Source organism: Actinosynnema pretiosum (assembly GCF_024171695.1).
GTDB classification, from domain to species: Bacteria; Actinomycetota; Actinomycetes; order Mycobacteriales; family Pseudonocardiaceae; genus Actinosynnema; species Actinosynnema pretiosum.
The window spans coordinates 282,014-304,230 of sequence record NZ_JAMTCF010000009.1; the positions used below are offsets into that span (position 1 = coordinate 282,014).

Annotated in this window: 19 protein-coding genes; 11 read left to right on the forward strand and 8 right to left on the reverse strand. The window is 74.5% G+C overall.

The genetic code is table 11. The features are described from left to right. Positions 1-29: 29 nt before the first annotated feature. Entirely contained in the window at positions 30-1,109 is a 1,080-nt protein-coding gene (gene ychF, locus LV78_RS20480) for a redox-regulated ATPase YchF (protein WP_253846868.1), read from the forward strand. 129 nt (positions 1,110-1,238) lie between these two features. Here ychF and LV78_RS20485 read toward each other — a convergent pair whose 3' ends face one another. Continuing rightward, complete coding sequence (locus tag LV78_RS20485; RefSeq protein WP_253846869.1) at positions 1,239-1,919, reverse strand: DUF4232 domain-containing protein; 681 nt, start codon at positions 1,917-1,919, stop codon at positions 1,239-1,241. 675 nt (positions 1,920-2,594) lie between these two features. Here LV78_RS20485 and LV78_RS20490 point away from each other — a divergent pair. Continuing rightward, positions 2,595-3,791, forward strand: a complete 1,197-nt coding sequence (locus LV78_RS20490) for a mannosyltransferase (RefSeq protein ID WP_253846870.1) — start codon at positions 2,595-2,597, stop codon at positions 3,789-3,791. Positions 3,792-3,794: 3 nt separating this feature from the next. Then, complete coding sequence (locus LV78_RS20495) at positions 3,795-3,983, forward strand: type II toxin-antitoxin system Phd/YefM family antitoxin (protein ID WP_253846871.1); 189 nt, start codon at positions 3,795-3,797, stop codon at positions 3,981-3,983. A gap of 33 nt (positions 3,984-4,016) precedes the next feature. Here LV78_RS20495 and LV78_RS20500 read toward each other — a convergent pair whose 3' ends face one another. Beyond that, on the reverse strand, positions 4,017-4,310 hold the full coding sequence (locus tag LV78_RS20500) for a 4a-hydroxytetrahydrobiopterin dehydratase (RefSeq protein WP_253846872.1): 294 nt from the start codon (positions 4,308-4,310) through the stop codon (positions 4,017-4,019). A 135-nt stretch (positions 4,311-4,445) separates the two neighbouring features. Here LV78_RS20500 and LV78_RS20505 point away from each other — a divergent pair, with 135 nt between their 5' ends. From LV78_RS20505 to LV78_RS20515, 3 genes are all read left to right on the forward strand, one after another. Further along, positions 4,446-5,480 (forward strand): thiamine ABC transporter substrate-binding protein, encoded by a 1,035-nt coding sequence (locus LV78_RS20505; RefSeq protein WP_253846943.1) that lies wholly within the window; start codon positions 4,446-4,448, stop codon positions 5,478-5,480. A 182-nt stretch (positions 5,481-5,662) separates the two neighbouring features. Next, complete coding sequence (locus LV78_RS20510; RefSeq protein ID WP_253846944.1) at positions 5,663-7,210, forward strand: ABC transporter permease; 1,548 nt, start codon at positions 5,663-5,665, stop codon at positions 7,208-7,210. Further along, positions 7,210-8,232 (forward strand): ABC transporter ATP-binding protein, encoded by a 1,023-nt coding sequence (locus LV78_RS20515; protein WP_253846873.1) that lies wholly within the window; start codon positions 7,210-7,212, stop codon positions 8,230-8,232. Before LV78_RS20510 ends, LV78_RS20515 begins: the two co-directional genes overlap by 1 nt. Positions 8,233-8,289: 57 nt before the next feature. Here the strand turns inward: LV78_RS20515 and LV78_RS20520 are convergent, their stop codons facing one another. Genes LV78_RS20520 through LV78_RS20535 form a run of 4 tightly spaced genes read right to left on the reverse strand, consistent with a single transcriptional unit; the run spans position 8,290 to position 14,631 of the window. Further along, positions 8,290-9,171, reverse strand: coding sequence for an ABC transporter permease (locus LV78_RS20520; RefSeq protein WP_253846874.1), 882 nt, complete (start codon positions 9,169-9,171; stop codon positions 8,290-8,292). Then, on the reverse strand, positions 9,168-12,419 hold the full coding sequence (locus LV78_RS20525; RefSeq protein WP_253846951.1) for a hypothetical protein: 3,252 nt from the start codon (positions 12,417-12,419) through the stop codon (positions 9,168-9,170). The genes LV78_RS20520 and LV78_RS20525 overlap by 4 nt, the downstream gene beginning before the upstream one ends. Further along, positions 12,416-13,444 carry an ABC transporter ATP-binding protein gene (locus tag LV78_RS20530; protein WP_253846875.1) on the reverse strand — a complete coding sequence of 343 codons (1,029 nt, stop codon included), beginning with the start codon at positions 13,442-13,444 and terminating at the stop codon, positions 12,416-12,418. Before LV78_RS20530 ends, LV78_RS20525 begins: the two co-directional genes overlap by 4 nt. Beyond that, positions 13,441-14,631, reverse strand: a complete 1,191-nt coding sequence (locus LV78_RS20535) for a LolA family protein (RefSeq protein ID WP_253846876.1) — start codon at positions 14,629-14,631, stop codon at positions 13,441-13,443. Before LV78_RS20535 ends, LV78_RS20530 begins: the two co-directional genes overlap by 4 nt. Positions 14,632-14,785: 154 nt before the next feature. On the opposite strand from LV78_RS20535, the gene LV78_RS20540 reads away from it, so the two are divergent. The 3 genes from LV78_RS20540 (at position 14,786) to LV78_RS20550 (ending at position 17,997) form a co-directional block, all read left to right on the forward strand. After that, positions 14,786-15,505: a response regulator transcription factor gene (locus tag LV78_RS20540; RefSeq protein ID WP_253846877.1), complete on the forward strand. Its 720-nt coding sequence runs from the start codon at positions 14,786-14,788 to the stop codon at positions 15,503-15,505. After that, positions 15,502-16,785, forward strand: coding sequence for a sensor histidine kinase (locus tag LV78_RS20545; RefSeq protein ID WP_253846878.1), 1,284 nt, complete (start codon positions 15,502-15,504; stop codon positions 16,783-16,785). The genes LV78_RS20540 and LV78_RS20545 overlap by 4 nt, the downstream gene beginning before the upstream one ends. A gap of 408 nt (positions 16,786-17,193) precedes the next feature. Continuing rightward, on the forward strand, positions 17,194-17,997 hold the full coding sequence (locus tag LV78_RS20550; protein ID WP_253846879.1) for a (deoxy)nucleoside triphosphate pyrophosphohydrolase: 804 nt from the start codon (positions 17,194-17,196) through the stop codon (positions 17,995-17,997). A 165-nt stretch (positions 17,998-18,162) separates the two neighbouring features. Here LV78_RS20550 and trpS read toward each other — a convergent pair whose 3' ends face one another. Continuing rightward, positions 18,163-19,128 carry a tryptophan--tRNA ligase gene (trpS, locus tag LV78_RS20555; RefSeq protein ID WP_253846880.1) on the reverse strand — a complete coding sequence of 322 codons (966 nt, stop codon included), beginning with the start codon at positions 19,126-19,128 and terminating at the stop codon, positions 18,163-18,165. A 198-nt stretch (positions 19,129-19,326) separates the two neighbouring features. Between trpS and LV78_RS20560 the strand changes: the two genes are divergently transcribed. Continuing rightward, positions 19,327-19,629 carry a YciI family protein gene (locus LV78_RS20560; protein WP_096491513.1) on the forward strand — a complete coding sequence of 101 codons (303 nt, stop codon included), beginning with the start codon at positions 19,327-19,329 and terminating at the stop codon, positions 19,627-19,629. A gap of 343 nt (positions 19,630-19,972) precedes the next feature. Here the strand turns inward: LV78_RS20560 and LV78_RS20565 are convergent, their stop codons facing one another. Further along, complete coding sequence (locus tag LV78_RS20565) at positions 19,973-20,131, reverse strand: hypothetical protein (protein WP_253846881.1); 159 nt, start codon at positions 20,129-20,131, stop codon at positions 19,973-19,975. 164 nt (positions 20,132-20,295) lie between these two features. Here LV78_RS20565 and typA point away from each other — a divergent pair, with 164 nt between their 5' ends. After that, complete coding sequence (gene typA / locus LV78_RS20570) at positions 20,296-22,197, forward strand: translational GTPase TypA (RefSeq protein ID WP_253846882.1); 1,902 nt, start codon at positions 20,296-20,298, stop codon at positions 22,195-22,197. Positions 22,198-22,217 lie beyond the last annotated feature (20 nt).

Consider the following 22,217-nt stretch of genomic DNA (forward strand, 5'->3'; position numbering starts at 1 on the left):
CGGGGGCGCTGCGCGTAGACTCACCCACCGTGAGTTTGACCCTCGGTATCGTCGGCCTGCCCAACGTCGGCAAGTCCACCCTGTTCAACGCCCTCACGCGCAACGACGTGCTCGCGGCGAACTACCCGTTCGCCACGATCGAGCCGAACGTCGGCGTGGTGCCGTTGCCGGATGCCAGGCTGGGCAAGCTGGCGGAGGTCTTCGGCTCCGAGCGCGAGGTGCCCGCCGTGGTGTCGTTCGTCGACATCGCGGGCATCGTCAAGGGCGCCTCCGAAGGCGCGGGCCTCGGCAACAAGTTCCTCGCGAACATCCGCGAGGCCAACGCGATCTGCCAGGTCGTCCGCGTGTTCGACGACTCGGACGTGATCCACGTCGACGACCGCGTCGACCCGGTCGCGGACATCGAGACGATCAACACCGAGCTGGTGCTGGCCGACCTCCAGACCCTGGAGAAGGCCATCCCCAGGCTGGAGAAGGAGGCGCGGACCCAGAAGGACCGCCGCCCCGCGCTGGAGGCCGCGCAGAAGGCCCGCGAGATCCTCGACGCCGGGCGCACGCTGTTCTCCGCGCAGGCGGAGGTGGACGGCGAGCTGCTGCGCGAGCTGAGCCTGCTCACCACCAAGCCGTTCCTGTACGTGTTCAACGCCGACGAGGGCGTGCTCACGAACGACGCGAAGGTGAAGGAGCTGCGCGAGCTGGTCGCGCCCGCCGACGCGGTGTTCCTGGACGCCAAGGTCGAGGCCGAGCTGCTGGAGCTGGACGAGGAGTCCGCCCGCGAGCTGCTGGAGTCGATCGGCCAGCACGAGCCGGGCCTGCACGCCCTGGCCCGCGCGGGCTTCCACACCCTCGGGCTCCAGACCTACCTGACGGCGGGCCCGAAGGAGGCGCGCGCCTGGACGATCCCGAAGGGCGCGACCGCCCCACAGGCCGCGGGCGTGATCCACACGGACTTCGAGCGCGGGTTCATCAAGGCTGAGGTCGTGTCGTTCGCGGACCTCGTGGAGACCGGCTCGATGTCGGCCGCGAAGGCGGCGGGCAAGGTCCGCATGGAGGGCAAGGAGTACGTGATGGTGGACGGGGACGTGGTGGAGTTCCGGTTCAACGTCTGAGGACTTCCGCAGCCCTCCGGGGCGCGTCGAAATCCCTTTCGGAGAACCGGGGAATTCATTCCTCGGGAATGGGGAACGCCGGGAAGCTGCATCAGCTTCCCGGCGTTCCCCATTCCCGGCCCCGCTGGCTCACTTGTTGCCGACGTCGACGATGTTGACGCCGCCGACGTAGGTGCCGGGGCGCGTCGCGCCGTCCTGGCGCACGAGCGTGCCGAACCCCCACGGGAAGCTCCGGGTGTCGGTGGTGTTCGGCGGGGTCACGAGGATGCTGTCGGGCGCCCAGTGCGAGGTGCCCTCGGCGGAGTCCGCGCCCAGGAAGACGAGCTGCGCGTTGGTGCTCTCACCGGGCGCGAGGCTGATCGGCTTGATCGGGTCGTCGCTGCGGACCACGTCCCAGGTCTCGCCGTTGCGCTTCTGGAACTGGACGCCGGGGAAGCCCTGGAGCGTGCAGCGGGTCGCGGAGTCGTTGCGGAAGAGCAGCTGCAGGGTCTTCTGGTCGGGCGAGCCGCCCTGGTGCGGGAAGTCGATGCCTAGCCCGGTCTCCGCGGTGGCGCACAGCTCCTCGCCGCTGGCGGGCTTGGCGCCGTTGGACCGCAGGGCGTCGGCGCCGCCGGTGACCCTGGCGCCGCCCTCCCCGCCCTGCGGCGCGGCGGAGGAGTCGGCGGCCGGGGTGGCGGAGGAGCCGGTGGCGGGGGCGGAGGAAGCGGCGCCGGTGGTCTGGCCGGGCGAGCAGGCGGACAGCGCGCCGAACGCGGCCAGCGCGGCGATGGTGGTGGCGCCACGGACGACCCGCTTGGTGTTCGTACGCATTCTCAATCCCCTCGATTCATTCTTCGCTGTTTTCCCCTTGCACAAGTAGAGATGTTCGGGACCTCGGCGGGGATGTCTTTTTGTGAACCAGATCACAGTCGGGCAACTTGTTTTTGCGCTGCCCGTCGTGACCGCTGTTCCAATTCTCAAACATTGATTCGCGAAAAATTCTGGGCGGGATCGCCGCTGCGGCGTCCGCACCCGAAAGCCCTGCTCGAGCGGGGGTGAACGGCCGTCCCGGCCCGACGACCACGCCCCGTGACCGCCGTCCGGGTAGGCTCCGCCTCGCTCGCCCCGACGAGAGCCCGTTCCGGGCGCAGACCAGACCGAGCAGGAACCCGAGGTCCGCCATGCCCCGTCCCCCGCGACGGACCCAGGGCATGACGAGGCCCCGCGGTCGCGTTCACCACGGGGCCTCGACGCGCGCCTCGATCGCGGACCTCCCCCCGGAGGTCCCGCGTCGGGTCAGCGAACCTGCTTGCGGCTGTGCCTGGCCATCGCCAGCACGCCACCGGCGGTCGCCAGCATCCCGAAGGCGGCCACGGTGAACACGAAGATGTCGGCGGTCATGCGAATTCCCCTTGTTGCGGTTGATCTCCCACAGGTCTTGACGCACGGGTACCCGGAACGTTGCTCCGGCAGTCATGAAACTCACACGATCGTGGAGGATCCTCGGTGAACCTGCGCACCCTGGAAGCGCGCGTGCTACCCCTCGCGCCCTGGCTGTTCGGGCTCTCCCTGCTGGGGCACCTGCTGATGGTCGCCCTCCAGACCAAGATGACCATGGTCGACCTGATGGTCTACCGGAACGCCGCCCCCGAGCTGTTCACCGGCGAGCTGTACCAGTGGCGCCTCAAGGAGTTCTCCGACCAGTTCGCGCTCCCGTTCACCTACCCGCCGTTCTCGGCGCTCGTGTTCGTCCCGCTGTCCTGGGTCCCGTGGGGCGTGGCCCGCTGGTTCTGGCAGCTGCTGTCCCTGGCCTGCCTCTGGTACCTCACCCGCACCTCGCTGGAGCTGGCAGGCAGCGCGAACCCGCGCCGCGTCCTGCTGTGGACCGGCCTGCTGATCTGGGTCGAGCCCGTCCGCACCACGCTGAACTACGGCCAGATCAACCTCGTCCTGGCCGCGCTGCTCATCGGCACCATGGTCAGCGCGCGCTCGTGGGTGGCGGGCCTGGGCACCGGCGTCGCGGCGGGCATCAAGCTCACCCCGGCGATCACCGGCCTGTACTTCCTCGCCACCCGCCGCTGGACCGCCGCGCTCTGGTCGTTCGCCGCGTTCGCGGGCACGGTCGGCCTCGGCTACGCGATCTCCGCGAGCCAGTCGCACCAGTTCTGGTTCCAGCTCCTCGGCGACGCCACCCGCGTCGGCCCGGTCGGCTCCGCGATCAACCAGTCGCTGCGCGGCGCCCTGTCCCGCACGGTCGGGCACGACGTGGAGACCGGCCCGATCTTCCTGGTCGCCGCCGCGCTGGCCGCCGCGCTCGCCCTGTGGGCGCTGCTGGAGGCCGTGCGCGCGAACGACAGCCTCGCGGCCGTGGTGAGCACCCAGTTCCTCGGCCTGCTCGTCTCGCCGATCTCGTGGAGCCACCACTGGGTGTGGATGGTCCCGGCGCTGATGTGGCTGACCTACCGCGCCACCCACCGCCTCGCGACGACCGCCGCGTGGGTCTGGCTGGTGGCGGTGGGCAGCTACCTGATCTCGTTCCTGCTGATGGCCCAGGAGTCGATCTGGATCATCCCGCGCCCGTGGCACCTGTCCGCCCTGGGCTGGGTCTACCCGGCCGCCGGACTGCTGACGCTGGTCGCGGTGGTGGTGGAGCTGCGGGCGCGCCGGCGCGTCGAGCGCCCGGTCGACCTCGTGGGGCGGTGACTGGTGGAGCGCGGTGAGCTGCCCGCAGGGGGGATGTCCGCCGAGGAGCGCGCGGCCCTGCGCGAGGGCGAGCACCTGATGCGCTCGCCCGCGAACGCGCGCCGCCTGCTCAAGGCGTACGAGAACGCCCTGAACGGCGCCGGGCTCGCCGAGCGCGCGCTCATCGACCCCGGTGCGCCGGGAAGCGGATGACGGCGCGCGCCGGAGGGACCCGCCGAGCCGCGCTCACGCCAGCGCGTCGAGCGCCCGGTCGACCTCGTGCGCCAGTGACACGTCCAGCGCGGTGATCCCGCCCGCCGACCGGGTCGAGCAGCGGAACACCAGGGTGCGCCAGCGGATGTCCACGTCCGGGTGGTGGTCCATGCGCTCGGCCACGTCGGCGACCCTGCCCACCACGTCGATCGCCGCCCGGAACGACGGCAGGTCCGCCGCGCGCACCAGCGCCACCCCCTGCGCGGTCCACTCCGGCAGGTTCGCCAGCTCCGCGGTCAGCTGGTCGTCGGTCAGCAGCTCGGCCATGCGCGGATCATCCCACCGGGTGACGTAAGCTGCTGAACACCACGGGAGTCCGGTAGTGCGCCGGGCTGAGAGGAAGGCACGCCAGCCTTCGACCGTCCACACCTGATCCGGGTCATGCCGGTGTAGGGAGAGATGATGCTCCGACGTGCCCTGTCCGCAGCTCCGCTGATCGTGCTGCTGGCCTCCTGCTCGGTGGCGGGCAACCAGCCCGCCGCGCCCGGCGAGCGCGTGGTCACCCTGGTCACCCACGACTCGTTCAACGTCGACCAGACCCTGCTGGACGAGTTCAAGTCCGACACCGGCATCACCATCAAGCCCCTGGCCAGCGGGGACGCCGGTGAGCTGACCAACAAGCTCGTGCTCACCAAGGCCAACCCCATCGGCGACGTGGCGTTCGGCGTCGACTCGACCTTCGCCTCCCGCGCCCTCAAGGAGAACGTGTTCGCCGAGCACACCTCCCCCGAGGGCGACAAGGGCGCGCAGCGGTACCAGCTCGAACCCGCCAACCGCCTGCACGCCGTCGACGTCGGCGACGTCTGCCTGAACGTCGACGTCGCCGCCCTCAAGGACGTCGGCGAACCGCAGAAGCTCGCCGACCTCGCCGACCCCAAGTACCGCGACATGCTCGTGGTCGAGGACCCGGCCACCTCCTCGCCCGGCCTGGCGTTCCTGCTGAACACCATCGCCACCTTCGGCGAGCAGAACTGGACCAACTACTGGGGCCAGCTCCAGGCCAACGGCGTCAAGGTCGTCAGCGGCTGGGAGGAGGCCTACAACCAGGAGTTCTCCGGCTCGGCGGGCAAGGGCCCGCGCCCGATCGTGGTCTCCTACGCCTCCTCGCCGTCCGCCGAGATCGGCGACGACGGCACGCCGCGCACCAAGGCCCTGCTCGACACCTGCTACCAGCAGGTCGAGTACGCGGGCGTCCTGGAGAACGCGAAGAACCCCGAGGACGCCGAGAAGGTCGTCGACTTCCTCCTGGGCGCCGACTTCCAGGCCCAGGTGCCCGAGCAGATGTACGTCTACCCCAGCCGCGCGGACACCCCGCTGCCGGAGGCGTGGGCCAAGGCCGCGCCCCTGCCCGCGAACTCCCGCACCCTGCCCGCCGACCAGGTGGACGCCGGGCGCGAGCAGTGGGTCCAGCAGTGGCGCGATCTCGTCCAGGGCTGACGCGGCGGGACGCGGGCGGCACGTCGGGGGCCGCCCCCGGCGGTGACGGCGCGGTGGCGGGGACCGGGACGGCCGAGCGGGTGAGCGGCGACGGTCCCCACCGGACCGGGACCGCCGCCCGCCGCCTCACCACCCGCCGCCCCGTCAACCGCAGGGCCGCCCTCGGCTGGGGCCTCGCCGGGCTGCTGCCGCTCGCGTTCCTCGGCGTCTTCTTCGCCTGGCCCGTCGCCGCCATCGTCGGACTCGGGCTGCGCGAGGGCGGCGTGCTCACCGCGCTCGCGAACGGCGCCACGCTCGACCTCGTCGCCTTCACCCTCGGCCAGGCCGCCGCCGCCACCGCGCTCGCGCTGCTCGCCGGGATGCCCGTCGCGTTCCTGCTCGCCCGCGCGGAGGTGGCGGGCGCGGGCGTGGTGCGGGCGGCGGTGATGGTCCCGTTCGTGCTGCCCACCGTCGTCGTCGGCCTGGCGTTCCGGGCGCTCTGGCCGGACGGCGGCGTGCTGCCGATCGTGCTGGCCAACGCGTTCTTCAACGTCGCCGTCGTCGCCCGCACCGTCGGCGGCCTGTGGGCGCGGCTCGACCGGCGCGCCGAGGACGCCGCCCGCGCGCTCGGCGCGTCCAGGCTGCGCGCCTTCACCTCCGTCGTGCTGCCCGCGCTGGCGCCCGCCGTCGGCTCGGCCGCGTCCGTGGTGTTCCTGTTCTGCGCCACCAGCTTCGGCGTCGTCCTGGTGCTCGGCGGGGCCCGCCACCGCACCCTGGAGACCGAGATCTACCTGCGCACCGTCGAGCTGTTCGACCTGCCCGGCGCCGCCGCGCTGTCCCTGGTCCAGTTCGCCGCCGTCCTCGCCGTGCTGGTGCTGGGCGCGCTGGCCCGCCGCCGCCGCGAGGCCGGGCTCGCCCTGCGCGCCGAACCGCCCCGCAGGCCGCAGGGCGGCGAGTGGGGCGTGGTGGCCGCCGCGTGGCTGGTCGTGCTGGTGCTGCTGGTCCCCGTGGTGGCGCTGCTGGCCCGCTCGGTGTCCACCCGCGACGGCTGGAGCCTGGACGGCTACCGCGCCCTCGCGGGCACCGGCGAGCGCGGCACCCTCTCCGTCTCGGGCGTGGACGCGGCGCTGAACTCGCTGCGCGCCGCCACCGACGCCACCCTGCTCGCCCTGCTCGTCGGCGTCCTGTCGGCGGTCGTGCTGGTCGGCCTGCGCCGCTCCGGCTCCTGGCTCGCCGAGGCGCTCGACACCGCGCTCATGCTGCCGCTGGGCGTGTCCGCCGTGACGGTCGGCTTCGGCTACCTGATCACCATGGACGCCCTGCCCGGCGACCTGCGCACCTCGCCCGCGCTGGTGCCGCTGGCCCAGGCGCTCGTGGTGACGCCGCTGGTGGTGCGCATGGTGCTGCCGGTGCTGCGCGCGGTCGACGAGCGGCTGCGGCAGGCCGCCGCCTCGCTCGGCGCGAGCCCCTGGCGGGTGTGGCGCGAGGTCGACCTGCCGCTGGCGGCCCGCTCGCTCGTGGCCGCCGCCGGGTTCGGGTACGTGGTGGCGCTCGGCGAGTTCGGGGCGACCAGCTTCCTGGCCCGCCCGGACGCGCCGACCCTGCCGGTGGTGATCGCCCGGCTGATGTCGCGGCCCGGCGAGCTGAACAGCCAGATGGCCTACGCGGCGTGCGCGCTGCTGATGGTGGTGACCGCGGTGACCGTGCTGCTCGTCGAGCGGCTCAGGGCGCCGGGCAGCGGGGAGTTCTGATGTCGTTGCGGCTCGAGGGGATCGACGTGCGCTACGGCGACGTCGAGGCGGTGTCCGGGGTGGACCTGGAGGTGGCGGGCGGCGAGGTCGTCGCGCTGCTCGGGCCGTCCGGGTGCGGCAAGTCCACGCTGCTGCGCGCGGTGGCCGGGCTGGAGCGGGTCAGCGCGGGCGCGGTCACCTGGGACGGGGCCGACCTGTCCGGGACGCCCGTGCACCGCAGGGGGTTCGGGCTGGTGTTCCAGGACGGGCAGCTGTTCCCGCACCGGGACGTCGCCGGGAACGTCGCGTTCGGCCTGCGGATGCGCGGGGCCGCGCGCGGCGAGCGGGACAAGCGGGTGGCGGAGCTGCTGGAGCTGGTCGGGCTCGGCGGCTACCAGCGGCGGCGGGTCACCGAGCTGTCCGGCGGCGAGCAGCAGCGCGTGGCGCTGGCCCGCGCGCTCGCCCCCGACCCGAGGCTGCTGCTGCTCGACGAGCCGCTGTCCGCGCTGGACCGGTCGCTGCGCGAGCAGCTGGCGCTCGACCTGGCGCGGCTGCTGCGGGAGACCGGCGCGACGGCGCTGGTGGTCACGCACGACCACGACGAGGCGTTCACCCTGGCCGACCGGGTGGCGGTGATGCGGGCCGGGAGGCTGCGGCAGACCGGGCCGCCCGCGCGGGTGTGGCGGGAACCGGTCGACGTGGAGACGGCCCGGTTCCTCGGCTGCGGGGTGGTGCTCGCGCCGGAGGCGGCGGAGCGGCTGGTCGGGGTGCGCGCGCGGGTCGGGCTGCGGGAGACGGCGCTGCGGGTGGTCCCGGACGGCGCCGCTGGCGCGGTGGCCACGGCGGGCGCGGTGGGCGCAGCGGGTGGTGAGCCGCTGGACGCCGTGGTGCTGGCGCGCGTGCACCGCAGGGACCACGTGCGCCTGCTGGTGCGGATCGGGGACGACGAGTTCGACGCGGTCGGCCCGGTCGTCGGCAGCTGGGAGCCCGGTGACCGGGTGCGGCTGGCCGTCGACCAGGACGGGGTCGCGGTCATCGGCTGACGGCGACCGGCCGCTCGGGGAGGCGGGCTCGCGCGGAGCCCGCCGCTCCCGTGGTCGCTAGTGGTCCTTGGTGACCATGCGCATCGCGGCCAGCGACAGCCCGATCAGGATGTAGCACCCGGCCAGCGCCGTGCTCTCCCACAGCTGCCCGGTCGGCAGCGGGTCGCGGATCACGTCCGCCAGGCCGGTCCAGCTGTACGACAGCAGGTACGGGTGCAGCCAGGACAGCGAGTCGAACACCATCAGCAGCCCGAACACGATCAGCCCGGCCAGCGTCGTCGCCATCACGACCAGCGGGTGCTCGGTCGTCGTCGACACCGCCAGCGCGACCGCCGCCACCGCCCACACCTGCACCGACACCAGCAGCACCACCAGCGCGATGCGCGCCAGCGCCGGGCCGAGCGGCAGCGACGAGCCGGACAGCGTCAGCATCCCCTGACCGCCGAACAGCACCGCCCCGACGACCGTGCCCACCACGGCGATCACCGAGACCGACAGCAGCGACATCACCGCGACGCCGAACGCCTTGACGCCCAGCAGCCGCAGCCGACCCACCGGGGACAGCAGCAGCCCGCGCAGCGTGCCGTGCTGGGCCTCGCCCGCGATGCCGTCCGCCGCCCAGATCGCGCCGACCAGCGGCAGCAGCACGGGCAGCGTCATCAGCAGCACGAACACCGGCAGCACCAGGCCGTTGCCGGAGATGATCGCGGCGATGCCCGCGCCCGCCGGGCCGGGGCCGTCGGCGGCGAACCACAGGCCGACGCCCGCGACGATCGGGATCAGCGCGAGCGCGCCCAGCCCGAACAGCGTGCGGGGGCGGCGGATGATCCAGCGCAGCTCGGACAGCAGCTGCCTGCCGAGCGGCGCGCTGGTGCGGGTCGCGGCGCGGCTCGCCGCGGTGGGGGGCGGGGCGGCGGGGGTCGCCTGGGCAACCGTCATCGCGGGGTCTCCTCGGGGTCTTCGTGGTCCTGGCCGCCCTCGTCGGAGCGGTCGCGCGCGTTCATCGCGGCCACCCGCTCGGCCCGCGACCGCGTCTTCGCCCGCGCGCCCTGCGGCGGCGGGGTCTTGGCGGGGGCGGTGGGCGTGCTGCCTGCGGGGGTGGCGCTGGGGGGCGTGGCGCCCGCGTGCTCGGTGCTCGCGTGCTTGGCGGTGGAGCGCTCGGTCTGGTCCGGCTCCCCTGCCGGGGGCTCCGGGCGGTCCGCCCTGGACGGTCGGGGTTCGGCGGCCGGGTCGGTTTCGGACGGGAGGCGCAGCACCGGCTGCGGTCCGGTCGCCGGGGGTTCGGGGACGAGCGCGAGGTGGCGCTGCGGGCGGTGCTTGGCCCGCTTGCCGCGACCGGGCTCGCGGTCGGGGGTGGCGCCCGCCCCGGCGCCCGGCGCGGCGCCCGGCGCGCCCGCGTCGGTCCCGGTGTCGGGGGTCGGGGCGGGGTCCGAGAGCGCCGAGGGGGTGAGCGCGATGCCGCCCGGTTCGGCCTGCGCGGTGGTCCTGGCGCCGGGCTCGGCGCTGGACTCGGCGGCGGGGCCCGAGGGCCGCTGCCCGCCGATCCGCTGCTCGTCGCCGGGCGTGGTGGTGGGGTGTTCCTCGACCGGGTCCTGCTTGGTCCGACGTCGGCGCAGGCCGATGCGCGACCCGAGCGACTCGGACGACTTGGCCGCCTCGTCGGCGGAGGCGCCCTCGGACCGCTTGCCCCGCTTCCCGGAACCGTGCCCGCTCGCGCCCTTGCGCCGCACGGGCAGCGGCTTCTCCGGCGCGCCGCCGACCGGCGCGGGAGCGCTGCCGGGGGCGACGGGCGGGTAGTAGCCGCTCGCGGACGGGGTCACCGGCGGGTAGTAGCCGCTGGCCGAGGTGGTGACGGGTGCGTGGTAGCCGCTCGCGGACGGCGTGACGGGCGGGTAGTAGCCGCTGGCCGACGTGGTGACGGGTGCGTGGAAGCCGCTCGCCGAGGGGCCGACCGGCGGGGTCTGGCCGGGGGCGGGCGACGGGGTGTGACCGGTGGCGGGCGGGGTCTTGCCGCCCGCGAGGGCGTGTGCCGAGGGGGACTTGCCGCCTGCGGGGACGGCGACCGGTGAGGTCTTCCTGCCTGTGGGGGTGGCGGCCGACGGGGACTTGCCCGAGGCAGTGGTGGCGACCAGCGGGGTGTGGCTGCCTGCGGGGCGGGGGACGGGCGGGGGGCCGCCGTTCGGGCTCGGCGCGACCGGCGGGTAGAAGCCGCTGGCCGAGGGGGTCACGGGCAGGTAGTAGCCGCTCGCGGACGGCGGGTTGCCCGCCGGGGCCGGGCCGACCGGCTGGTGGAAACCGGTGCCGGGGGGAGTGGTGGGCCGGGCGCCGCCTGCGGGGGCGACGGGCCGGTGGAAGCCGCTCGCCTGCGGCGTGGGCGGCACGGCGGTGGGCGGCACGGGGGCGTTGGGGGGCGCGGACGCGGTCATGGGCGCGCGGGACACGCGCCTCGCGGCCGGTGCGGCGGGCGCCAGCGGCGCGGACGTGCTGATGACCTGCGTCGTCGCGGGCGAAGCGGGTTCGGGGGCGGGCGCTGCGGGCACGGCGGGCGCTGCGGCGGGCGCGTCGGCCGCCTGGGTCGCGACGGCGGCGGACACCACGGCGGCCGGGACCACGGCGGCGGACACCACGGCCGAGGGCACGACGGTGGACGGCGTCGCGGTCGGCAGGCTCCCCGCGCCCGAGGCGGTGACGGGCGGGTAGTAGCCGCTGGCGGTCGTGGTCACGGGCTGGTGGAAACCGGTGCCGGGACGGGTGGCCTGGCGGCCGGGCGACTGCCCGCGCGCTCCGGGAGCGGGCGCGGCCTGGGCAGCGGGCCGGGCGGGCGCGCCGGGCTTGGTGGGCGCCGTCGGCTTCAGGCGCGTGGAGGAGTCGGGGGGCGACACGGGCTTGCCGTGCGCGGGAGTGCGGGGCGCAGAGGTGCTTGGTGCGGGAGAGCGGGGCGCAGAAGTACTCGGTGCGGGAGTGCGGGGCGCGGGAGTGCCGGGCGGGATGGTGCCGTGCGCGGGCTTGCCGGGCGCAGGGCTGCCGGGCTGGATGGCGCCAGGCTGAACGGCGCCGGACGCGGGCTTGCCGGGCGCGGTGGTGGCGTGCGCGGGCTTGGCGGGCGGGGCGGTGGTGGGCACGACCTGGGTGACGGACGGGTCCAGCTCGGCGGGCACCGTGGGCAGCACCTGGGTGACCGAGGCGTCCAGCTCCGGGGGAGCGGTCAGCGCCGAGGGGGTGCCGAGGGCGGAGCTCAGCGCGGGGGGCGTCTCGGGGGCGAACCGCGTGCCGGGGGCGCTCGACGGCGCGGGCGCGCCCGGTCCGGCCTGCCCGTCGTCGGTCACGGCGGTCAGCCGGGTGGTCTCGTCCAGGCCGACCGGCGTCGGGTTCGGCAGCACCCGGTGGCCCGAGGCGAGGCGCTTCGCGCGCTTGCCCCTGACGGGCTTCTCGCCGCTCCGGCCGATCGCCTCCAGCTGCGCGGTCTCGGCCTCGCCTGCGGACTTCGCGTGCCGCGACGGGGCGGCGTCGAAGCGCTGCGGCCAGCCCGCGCCGATCCTGGCGCGCTGCTCCGGCGTCGACAGGCCCGGTCCCGCCGGGTGCTCCCCCTTGGCCCACTCGGGGACCGCGCCGATCAGCTCCGGGTCGACCGGCCGCGTGGCGCCCAGGTCCCCGTCGGACAGCTCCGCGCCGTCCGACCCGGTCCGGACCGGGCCGAGGGCGTCCTCGGGCGCGCTCGGCTCCTCCGCGCCGCGCTTGCGCAGGACCTCCAGGATGCTCCGCACCGCCGCGTCCGAACCGGAACCGGCGGGACCGGTGCCGTCCCAGCGCGAAGCGTCCCACCCGGACCTGCCCGGCGCGGACTCCCCTGGCGCGGACTCCCCGGACGTGCCCTCGGCGGGAGCGGAACTCCCGGTCGCCGCAACGCTCCCAGCACCGTTCGACCCAGCGCCGTCCGACCCGGCGTCATCCGACCTCGCACCGTCCGACCCGGCCCCGCCCCCCTCCCCACCCCGCTCGTGCTGCTCGTGCTCGTCCCTCGAGTGGCGCGGCACCCCCGCTGCCGGGCGCCGCGCGCCCTCGGGGTGCGCGGGCGCCGGGTGCGCCGCGGGCTCGTGCTCGGTCCGGGAGTGCCTCGGACCGCCGTCTGCCTGCGCGTGCTCGGACTCCGGCCTGGAGTGCCTCGGTCCTGGCGTGCGCACCGTCATCGGGACCCCTCTTCTATCGTGTCGACCGCCGACATGTGCTCGGCGTCGCCCGCCTCGGTCAGCCGGGCGAACAAGTCTTCCAGCCCCGTGCGCTGCCTGAGCGCCTCGTGCACCGGAACACCAGCCTCCACCAGTGTGCGCAAAACCTCCGGCGCTGTCGTGGAGATCAATTCCACTCGCACCCCGCCGTCCCACGGCCGGGCGGATATCCGCGCAGCTCGCAGGGCGTTCAGCGCCTCGTCAACTTCAGGGGTCGACACGAGCAGCGCGTTGCTCTCCGACTGGAGCAGGTCGGCCAGCTCGCCCTGCGCCACGACGGTCCCCCGGTGCAGCACGGCGGCGTGCGTGCAGGTCGCCTCGATCTCGCTCAGCAGGTGCGAGGACACCACGACCGTGCTGCCCGCGTCGTGCAGGTCCGCGATCACCTTCCGCACCTCGCGGGTGCCCGCCGGGTCGAGCCCGTTCGTGGGCTCGTCGAGCACGACCAGCTTGCGCGGCACCAGCAGCGCGCCCGCGAGGCCCAGGCGCTGCTTCATGCCCAGCGAGTACCCCCGGTACCGGCGGTGCGCGGCGCCCGCGAGCCCGACCCGCTCCAGCGCGTCCTCCACCGCCCGCCGGATCGCCCGCGTCTCCAGCAGCGGCTCGAACGCCGCCGCCCGCACCAGGTTCTCCCGCCCGGACAGGAACGGGTGGAACCCCGGCCCCTCCACGAGCGCGCCCACGTGCGGCAGGGCGCGGGCCGCGCCGTCCGGCATGTCCTCGCCGAGCAGCTCCACCTCGCCCTCGGTCGGCCGCACCAGGCCCAGCAGCATCCGGATGGTGGTGGTCTTGCCCGACCCGTTCGGCCCGAGCATCCCCAGCACCGCGCCCTCGGGCACCTCCAGGTCCACCCGGTCCACGGCCACCGTGCGCCCGTACACCTTGCGCAGCCCCCGCGTCCTGGCGGCGAGGACCGGGGCGGGGCCGGCGCCACGCGCCGACCCCGCCCGCTCGCCCGCCGGAGCGGAGACGTCCGAACCGGTCACTTCACCTGGCCGATCGCCTCGACGAGCACCTGCTCGGGCACCGCGCCCAGCGCGACCCGGCCGTCGCTGGCGATCAGCGCCGACCCGACGCGGGTGGTGATCAGCGTGCCGGTGCCCCAGTCACCGCTGACCGGCTTGCCCAGCTGCGCCAGCAGCTGCTGCGGGTCCAGACCCCGACCGCGCCTGCCCGACTCCTCGGACCCCTGCTCGGTCGAGCCCTCGGAAGCGCGAGCCCACGGCGGACGGCTGTCCGACCGGCCCTCGATCCCGTCGACCCGCTTGCCGAAGCCGCCCTCTCGCGCGCCCTGGCCCAGCTGCGCCAGCACGTCCGGACCGGCCTTGGCCACCAGCACGGTGTCCCAGCCCTCGCCGACGGTCTTCAGCCCGGACGCCTGCGCGAGCTTCTCGGCCTGCGCCGAGTCGGGGCCGCGCCGCTCGCCCTTCGCCTCGCCCTCCACGACCTCCGCGTTCGCGGGCGGCGTGAAGGTGAACAGCGAGGCGTCCTGCGCACCGGCCTGGAAGTCGGTGAACCCGATCTGCGCGGCCGGGTCGGTCGCGCCGTTGGTCAGCACCGAGACCCGCAGCGGCACGCGCAGCTCCGAGTCCACCGCGACCCGGACCTCGCGCAGCACGGTCCGCTCGTCCGGCTTCGGCGCGAGCACCAGCTCGTACGCGGACCGGTTCGCCACCCGCGCGGTGCCGTCGACGGACACGTCGCTGTACTTCTCGACGGCCGTCACGACCTCGCGCGCCGCGCTCACCGGGTCGGCGACCTTCTGCTCGGCGGTCCGCTCGGACGCCGGGAGCTTGGTGACCTTCTGCTCCGCGGAGTTCCACAGCCACAGCGTCGAGCCGTCGTTGACGAGGGTCCGCTCCGAGTTGCCGCTGGGCAGCTGGAGCCGCGTGCGGCCCTGCCCGTCGGTCCACATGCGGGCCTTGCTCTCGCCGTCGCCCAGCTGCGGCACGCCGGCGAGCGCCGGGACGCCCAGGTTGTTGTCCACCTGGATCGAGCCGCCGAAGGCCGCGGGCTCCGCGGTCAGCACGGACTCGACCAGCTCCTGGGCCCCGACCTCGGGCAGGACCGGCGCCGGACCGGCGCCCGCGGGCATGGCCAGCACGCCGAGGCCGACGACGCCCGCCGCGACCCCGGCCGCGGCGACCGCCACGGTCGTCCTTCTCCGGTTCATGTCCCCTCCTCGTGACGTCGGCGGACGGGGTTGTCCACCGACACGGCCCACCATGCTCCGGTGACGCTGAGACCGGGCTGAGAGGCTGAGAGCCCGCTGAGAGCCCACCGGGGTTCGGGTGCCGATTGTCCCCCGGACGGGCCATGCTGTGCCGGTGAGGCCACGGGTGCTGGTAGTCGACGACGAGGTGGGCGTTCGCCGCGCCCTGGAGCGCGGCCTCGCCGCCGAGGGCATGGAGGTGGTCAGCGCGGCCGACGGCGACACCGCGCTGAAGGCGGCCCTCACCGGCGCGTTCGACGTGGTCCTGCTGGACATCATGCTGCCGGGGCTGTCCGGGTACCGGGTGCTCCAGCGGATGCGCGCCGAGGGGGTGCGCACGCCGGTGCTGATGGTGTCGGCCAAGGACGGCGAGGTCGACCAGGCCGACGGGCTCGACCTGGGCGCGGACGGGTACCTGGTCAAGCCGTTCTCGTTCGTGGTGCTGGTCGCGCAGGTCAGGGCGCTGCTGCGGCGCGGGTCCGCCGAGCTGGCCAGGCGCAGGCTGCGGCTGGGCGAGCTGGTGGTCGACCGGGCGGTGCGCGAGGTCAGCTGGGCGGGCGTCCCGGTGCCGCTGTCGCCGCGCGAGTACGCGGTGCTGGACGTGCTGGCCGGGCGCGCCGGGTCCGTGGTCACCAAGGACGAGCTGCTGCGCACGGTGTGGGGCGACGAGCAGGCCGCCACCCGCAACGCGGTCGAGGTGTACGTCGGGTACCTGCGGCGCAAGCTGGAGGCGGTCGGCGCCGGTGAGGTCGTGCGCACCGTGCGCGGCCACGGCTACCTGGCGTCCGCGGGCGACCTGGACGCCTCGCTCGGCCCGGTGGTCAAGCGCAGGTGAACCCCGACCTGTGGTGGTGGGAGCGGTGGTGGCTGCGGCGCACCCTCAGGTTCCGGATCACCGTCGTCGCCACCGGGGCCGCGCTGCTGTGCCTGCTGGCGTTCACCCTGCTCGCCCCGCTGCTCATCGGGCACGTCCAGGTCGGCGCGGTCGACCGGGAGCTGGAGCGGGTCGGCGTCACCCGGCTGCTCGACGTCGCGGGCGCGCCCGTGGACGGCGGCCCGCCGCTCGACCTGACCGCCGCCGACGTCCGGCAGCTGCGCGGGGGCGAGTCCGTGCTGCGGCTGGACGGCGACAGCGCGCACCGCTGGGTCGGGCGGGTGGAGTTCACCGACGACGGCACGCCCAGGCTGCGGGTGACCGGGGACGTGCTGGTCGGGTACACCGAGGCCAACCGGCTCGGCACCCGGTGGCTGGCGCTCGCCGCCGTCGCCGTGGCGCTGCTGGTCGGGGTGGCGACCTGGCTGGCGGTGCGCACGTCGCTGCGGCCGGTCGAGCGGATGCGGGTCGCGGCCGGGGAGCTGCCGCACGGGCGGCGGCTGCCGCTGCCGGACGCGCGGGACGAGCTGCGGGAGCTGGCGGTGGCGCTGAACGCCCTGCTGGCCAGGCGGGACGAGGCCAGCGACCGGCTGCGGCGGTTCACCGGCGACGCCGCGCACGAGCTGCGCTCACCGGTGACGTCGGTGCGGGCGCAGGCCGAGGTGGCCGTCGCGCACCCGGACCCGGACTTCTCGCTGGAGGTCCTGGAGTCGGTGGTGGAGGAGTCGCAGCGGATGTCCGCGCTGGTGGACGCCCTGCTGATCCTGGCGCGCGCCGACTCGGGCGAGCTGCCAAGGCCCGAACCGGTCGACCTGGTGCTCCAGGCGCAGGCCGCCGTCGACCGGCTGGGGGAGGTGGACCTGCTCGTGCGGGTGACCGCGCCGATGAGCGCGTGCCTGGTGTGGGCGGCCGGGCCGGAGGTGGAGCTGGTGCTGGACAACCTGCTGCGCAACGCGGCCCGGTACGCGCAGAACCAGATCCGGGTGTCCGTGCTGCCCGCCGGGCGCGAGGTGCGGGTGGTGGTGGACGACGACGGGCACGGGATCCCGGAGGAGCACCGGGGGCGGGTGTTCGAGCGGTTCTACCGGGTGGAGAGCGACCGGGGGCGGGCCAGCGGCGGGTTCGGGCTGGGGCTGGCGCTGGTGGCGCACCTGGTGCGGGCGCGGCGGGGGGCGGTTCGGGCGGCGGAGTCGCCGGAGGGCGGGGCGCGGGTGGAGGTGCGGTGGCCGGTTTACCGGTGAGGGGGGTGGTGGGGGTTGAGCGGGGCGTGCTTTGAGGGCGTGTTTGCTGTCAACTGTTGACAGTTGGGCGGCGTGGTGGCGGGGCGCTGAGCAAGGGGCGGGATGTGCTCCAAGGGCACATTGGCTGCCAACTGTTGACAGATTCGCGGCGCGACGGCGGGGTCGCGGGGCTGCGTGACGGCGAACGGCGGGGTGGCCGGGGCGGGGCGTGGCAACGAGGCGAGGCTGTGGCCCGGTGCCCGGTGCCCGGTGCCCGGTGCCCGGTGCCCGGTGCTCGTGGCTCGTGGCTCGTGGCTCGTGGCCCGGTGCTCGTGGGTCGCGGCTTGCGGCTTGCGGCTTGCGGCTTGCGGCTCGTGGGTCGCAGGGCGCGGGGCGGTGGTCGGGTGGGGTCCGCTAGGTTCTGCGGCCGTGCCGGAGATCCTGGGGACGACGCTGGTGGACGCGGGGGTGCCCGCCGTGGCGGGCGCGCTGCTGGACACCGCACCGCTGGTCGAGGCGGCCCGCTCGGCGGGGGTCGAGCTGCGCGCGGGGAAGCTGCTGGTCGAGGGCGGTCGGGTCACCGGCACGCGCGGACCGGTCCTGCTCAAGCTCACCGCGACCAGGGCCGACCTGACCGGCGTCACCCTGTCGGGGCCGGGGTTGTCGCTGACCACCGACCTGGTGCGCACCGGTGGCGGCACGCTCGTCGTGGACCGGGTCGGGTGGACCGCGCCCGGTGGGCCGCTGGGGCGGGTGTTCGACGTCGTGCTCGGGCGGGCGCTGGCGCTGCGGCTGCTCGACGCGCGGTCGGAGCGGCTGGTCCGGCGGGCCGGGGAGCTGGTCGCGGCTCGGGTGGTGGTCGGGGCGGCGATCGTGCGCGGGGACCGGTTGCTGGTGCAGCAGCGGGCGTTCCCGGCGGACGCCGATGGCCGTTGGGAGCTGCCCGGCGGCCGGGTCGACCCCGGTGAGGACGACCGCGCCGCGCTGACCCGCGAGTGCCGCGAGGAGCTGGGCGCGGACGTCGCGGTCGGCGACCCGCTGGGCCCGGACGTGCCGCTGAAGCCGGACCTGCTCCTGCGCGTCCACACCGCCGAACTCGCCCCGAACAGCCCCGAGCCGATCGCGGTCGAGCACCGGGCGCTGCGCTGGATCGGCCGGGACGACCTGGAAGCCCTCGACTGGCTCCCCGCCGACCGCGCCCTGATCCCGGCCCTGCGCGCCCTGCTGACCTGACCTGAACGGGTCGGACCGGAGCTGGTTCAAGGCGCCTGATCTGACTGGAACCGACCGCGCCCCTGGCGTCCGACCAGCCCTGCCCCGAGCGGTCCGAGCCACCCCCGCGCCCCCCGCCCCGCGCGACCCCCTCCCCTCAATCGCGCAGGGCGGTGACCGCCCCCTTCAGCCCAGCCCGGACATCCGCAGCGCCGCGTCCAACCGGTGCCCCGACCGCTCCCGCGCCCGCTCCGCCCCCTCGGCCCGCACCCGGTCCAGCTCCGCCGCGTCCTCCAGCAGCGCCAGCGCCCGCTCGCGCACCCCGCGCAGCTCCTCCACCACCGCCTCCGCCGCGGTCTCCTTCAGCTCCGCGTACGACGAGATCCCCGCCGCCAGCTCCTCGACGTCCTTCCCGGTGCACGCCGCCGTGATCTCCAGCAGGTTCGACACCCCCGGCTGCCCCTCCGGGTCGTGCCTGACCACGCCCACCTGGTCCGTCACCGCGCGCCGGATCTTGCGGCGCACCAGGTCCGGCGGGTCCAGCACGAAGACCGTCCCGGCCGCGTCCACCGCCGACTTCGCCATCTTCCGGCTCGGGTCGGCCAGGTCCCTGACCCGCGCCGCCGTCCTCGGCACGACCGCGCTGGGCACCGCGAACACCTCGCCGTACGTCCCGTTGAACCGCCGCGCCAGCACCCGCGCCAGCTCCACGTGCTGCGCCTGGTCCTCGCCCACCGGCACCTCGTCGGCCCCCTGCAGCAGGATGTCCGCCGCCATCAGCACCGGGTAGGTCAGCAGGCTCAGCCGCACCGAGTCGCGGCCGGTCGACTTCTCCTTGAACTGGATCATCCGCGCCGCCTCGCCGTAGCTGCACGCGCACTCCAGCACCCAGGTCAGCGCCCCCAGCTCGCGCACCAGGTCGGACTGCACGAACACGCTGGCCGGGTCGACGCCCGCCGCCACCGCGACCGCCAGCTGCTCCCTGGTCAGCGACCTCAGCCTGGCCGGGTTGTGCGGGGTGGTCATGGCGTGCAGGTCGCTGATGAAGTACAGGTCGTCGGCGGTCCCCTCGCGGGCCCAGCGCCGCACGGCGCCGAGGTGGTTGCCGAGCTGGACGTGGCCCGACGGGGTGATCGCGGAAAGCCTGGTCACTGGTTCCTCCGGAAACGGGCCCGCCTCGGCGAAAGCCCCGGAAGAACACGAAGGCCGCCTCGGCGGGCGGCCTGTGGTCACTGAACGCGCACAGTTAAGCGGGCCACCGCGAGGTGGTCCACCAGAAGTGGTAAAGAGCGCGCATAGCGGGGATCATAACGTGTTTTACCCGTGGGGAACAGGTCTACATTTCGGAGCATGTACATCGTGCTGCTGCGGTACACCAAACCGCTGGACGTAGTCGACTGCTCCCTCCCCGAACACGGCGAGTGGCTGGCCAGGCAGTACCAGGCCGGGCACTTCCTCGCCTCCGGCAGGCAGGTCCCGCGCGACGGCGACGTGATACTCGCCCGTCCCATGCGCCGGGGTCAGCTGGACGCCCTGCTGGCCACCGACCCCCTCGCCATCCGGCACCTGGTCCGCCACGAGGTGGTGGAGTTCCAGGCCACGCGCACGGCCCCTGAGCTGCTCAGGGTCAACGAAGCCACCCTGACCACCTGATCGTGTGACCGTCGTCCTCCACCGCCCGGTGGAGGGGTCACCGGGCGGTGCGACGCCGGCTGCCAGCGCAGCCCCCGCCGCCGGACGACGACGCGCCCACGCGGCGCCCCCGCCCGACCGCCGAGCACGACCGCCGAGCACGACCGCTGCACCCGACCACTGCGCCCGCCCGCTGCGCCCGGCCTCGTGGGAACGGCGCCACGACCCCGTGCGGTCCGGGTAAAAATTAGAGAGAAATTCGCTTTCTCCGGGTTTTCTCGCGGACACCCCGATCGGCCGAACGCGCGACCGACCGCCGTGCCCCGATTCCGCGCGGCCCCGATTCGGCGGGACCCGCCCGGCCTCAGCCCTCGCGCTCCCGCTGCGCCTTCAGCGCCTTCCGCGCGGCTTTCTCCTTCGCCTTCTGGAAGACCACCACCGGGCACCGCTTGCACCTCGGCGTCGACCGGCAGCACTTGGACTTGACCTTCTTCTTGTCCTTCTTCTTGTCCTTCGCTCCCACGTGCTCATCTCCTCCTGTCGGGTGTCCCACCCCAGGGTGAGGCTGACCTCACCGCTGGCGCTGTGTGGTAGGGGTGTGGTGGCGCGGTAAGCTGTAGGACGGCTGCGCGCGTGAAAACCTGTCCGGCGCCCGGCCTCCCGCGACTGAAGCTCTAGGAGTTCCGCGTGCCCACGGCCACTGCGTCGATCAAGGAAACGCTGGTCCGCAACGACCTGCGCAACGTGGCGATCGTCGCGCACGTTGACCACGGCAAGACCACCCTGGTCGACGCCATGCTCCGCCAGTCCGGCGCCTTCTCCGAACGCGCCGAGCTCGTCGACCGGGTCATGGACTCGGGCGAGCTGGAGCGCGAGAAGGGCATCACGATCCTCGCCAAGAACACGGCGGTGCGCAGGCACACGCCGGACGGCGACATCGTCATCAACGTCATCGACACCCCCGGCCACGCCGACTTCGGCGGTGAGGTCGAGCGCGGCCTCTCCATGGTCGACGGCGTCGTGCTGCTCGTCGACGCGTCCGAGGGCCCGCTGCCCCAGACGCGCTTCGTGCTGCGCAAGACCCTCGCCGCAGGCCTCCCGGTCATCCTGGTGGTGAACAAGGTCGACCGCCCCGACGCCCGCATCGCCGAGGTCGTCGAGGAGGCCCACGACCTGCTGCTCGACCTGGCCACCGAGGTCGGCGCCGACGACTCCGTGCTGGACCTGCCGGTCGTCTACGCCTCGGCCCGCGCCGGTCGCGCCTCGCTGACCCAGCCCGAGGACGGCGGCCTGCCGGACGAGGAGAACCTGGACAGCCTGTTCAAGGTGCTGTTCGACTACATCCCCGCCCCGCAGGGCGACGCCGACGCGCCGCTGCGCGCCCTGGTGACCAACCTGGACGCCTCGACCTTCCTCGGCCGCATCGCGATGTGCCGCGTCGCCGCCGGTCGGATGCGCAAGGGCGAGACCGTGTCCTGGTGCCGCGAGGACGGCTCGGTCCAGAAGGTGCGCATCACCGAGCTGCTGATCACCGAGGCGCTGGAGCGCGTCCCCGCCGAGGAGGCCCGCGCGGGCGACCTGGTGGCGATCGCCGGCATCCCGGACATCACCATCGGCGACACCCTGGCCGACGTCGACAACCCGGAGCCGCTGCCCCGGATCACCGTCGACGAGCCCGCCATCTCGATGACCATCGGCGTCAACACCTCGCCGCTGGCCGGTCGCAACGGCGGCACCAAGCTCACCGCGCGCGTCCTCAAGGCCCGCCTGGACTCCGAGCTGGTCGGCAACGTGTCCGTCCGCGTGCTGCCCACCGAGCGCCCCGACACCTGGGAGGTGCAGGGCCGAGGCGAGCTGGCGCTGGCCATCCTGGTCGAGCAGATGCGCCGCGAGGGCTTCGAGCTGACCGTCGGCAAGCCGCAGGTGGTCACCAGGCAGGTCGACGGCAAGACCCACGAGCCGTTCGAGCGCCTGACCATCGACGCCCCCGAGGAGCACCTCGGCGCCATCACCCAGCTCCTGGCGAACCGCAAGGGCCGCATGGAGACGATGGACGGCCACGGCACCGGTCGCATCAAGCTCGACTACGTCGTGCCCTCGCGCGGCCTGATCGGCTTCCGCACCGAGTTCCTCACCGAGACCAGGGGCACCGGCATCGCGAACGCCGTGGCCGAGGGCTACGGCCCGTGGGCGGGCGAGATCCGCACCCGCCACAACGGCTCGCTGGTCGCCGACCGCACCGGCTCGATCACCGCCTACGCGATGATCCAGCTCGCGGACCGGGGCACCTTCTTCGTCGAGCCGGGCGCGGACGCGTACGAGGGCATGGTCGTGGGTGAGAACCCGCGCGCCGAGGACCTGGACGTCAACGTCTGCCGCGAGAAGAAGCTGACCAACATGCGCACCTCGACCGCCGACGTCATGGAGACGCTGGCCCGGCCGAGGAAGCTGTCGCTGGAGGAGGCGCTGGAGTTCTGCGCCGCCGACGAGTGCGTCGAGGTCGCGCCGGACGTCGTCCGGGTCCGCAAGGTCACCCTGGACGCCAACCAGCGCGGTCGCGAGCGCAACCGCGCCAAGCTGCGCGGCTGAGCGCACGAGCGCCGACCCGA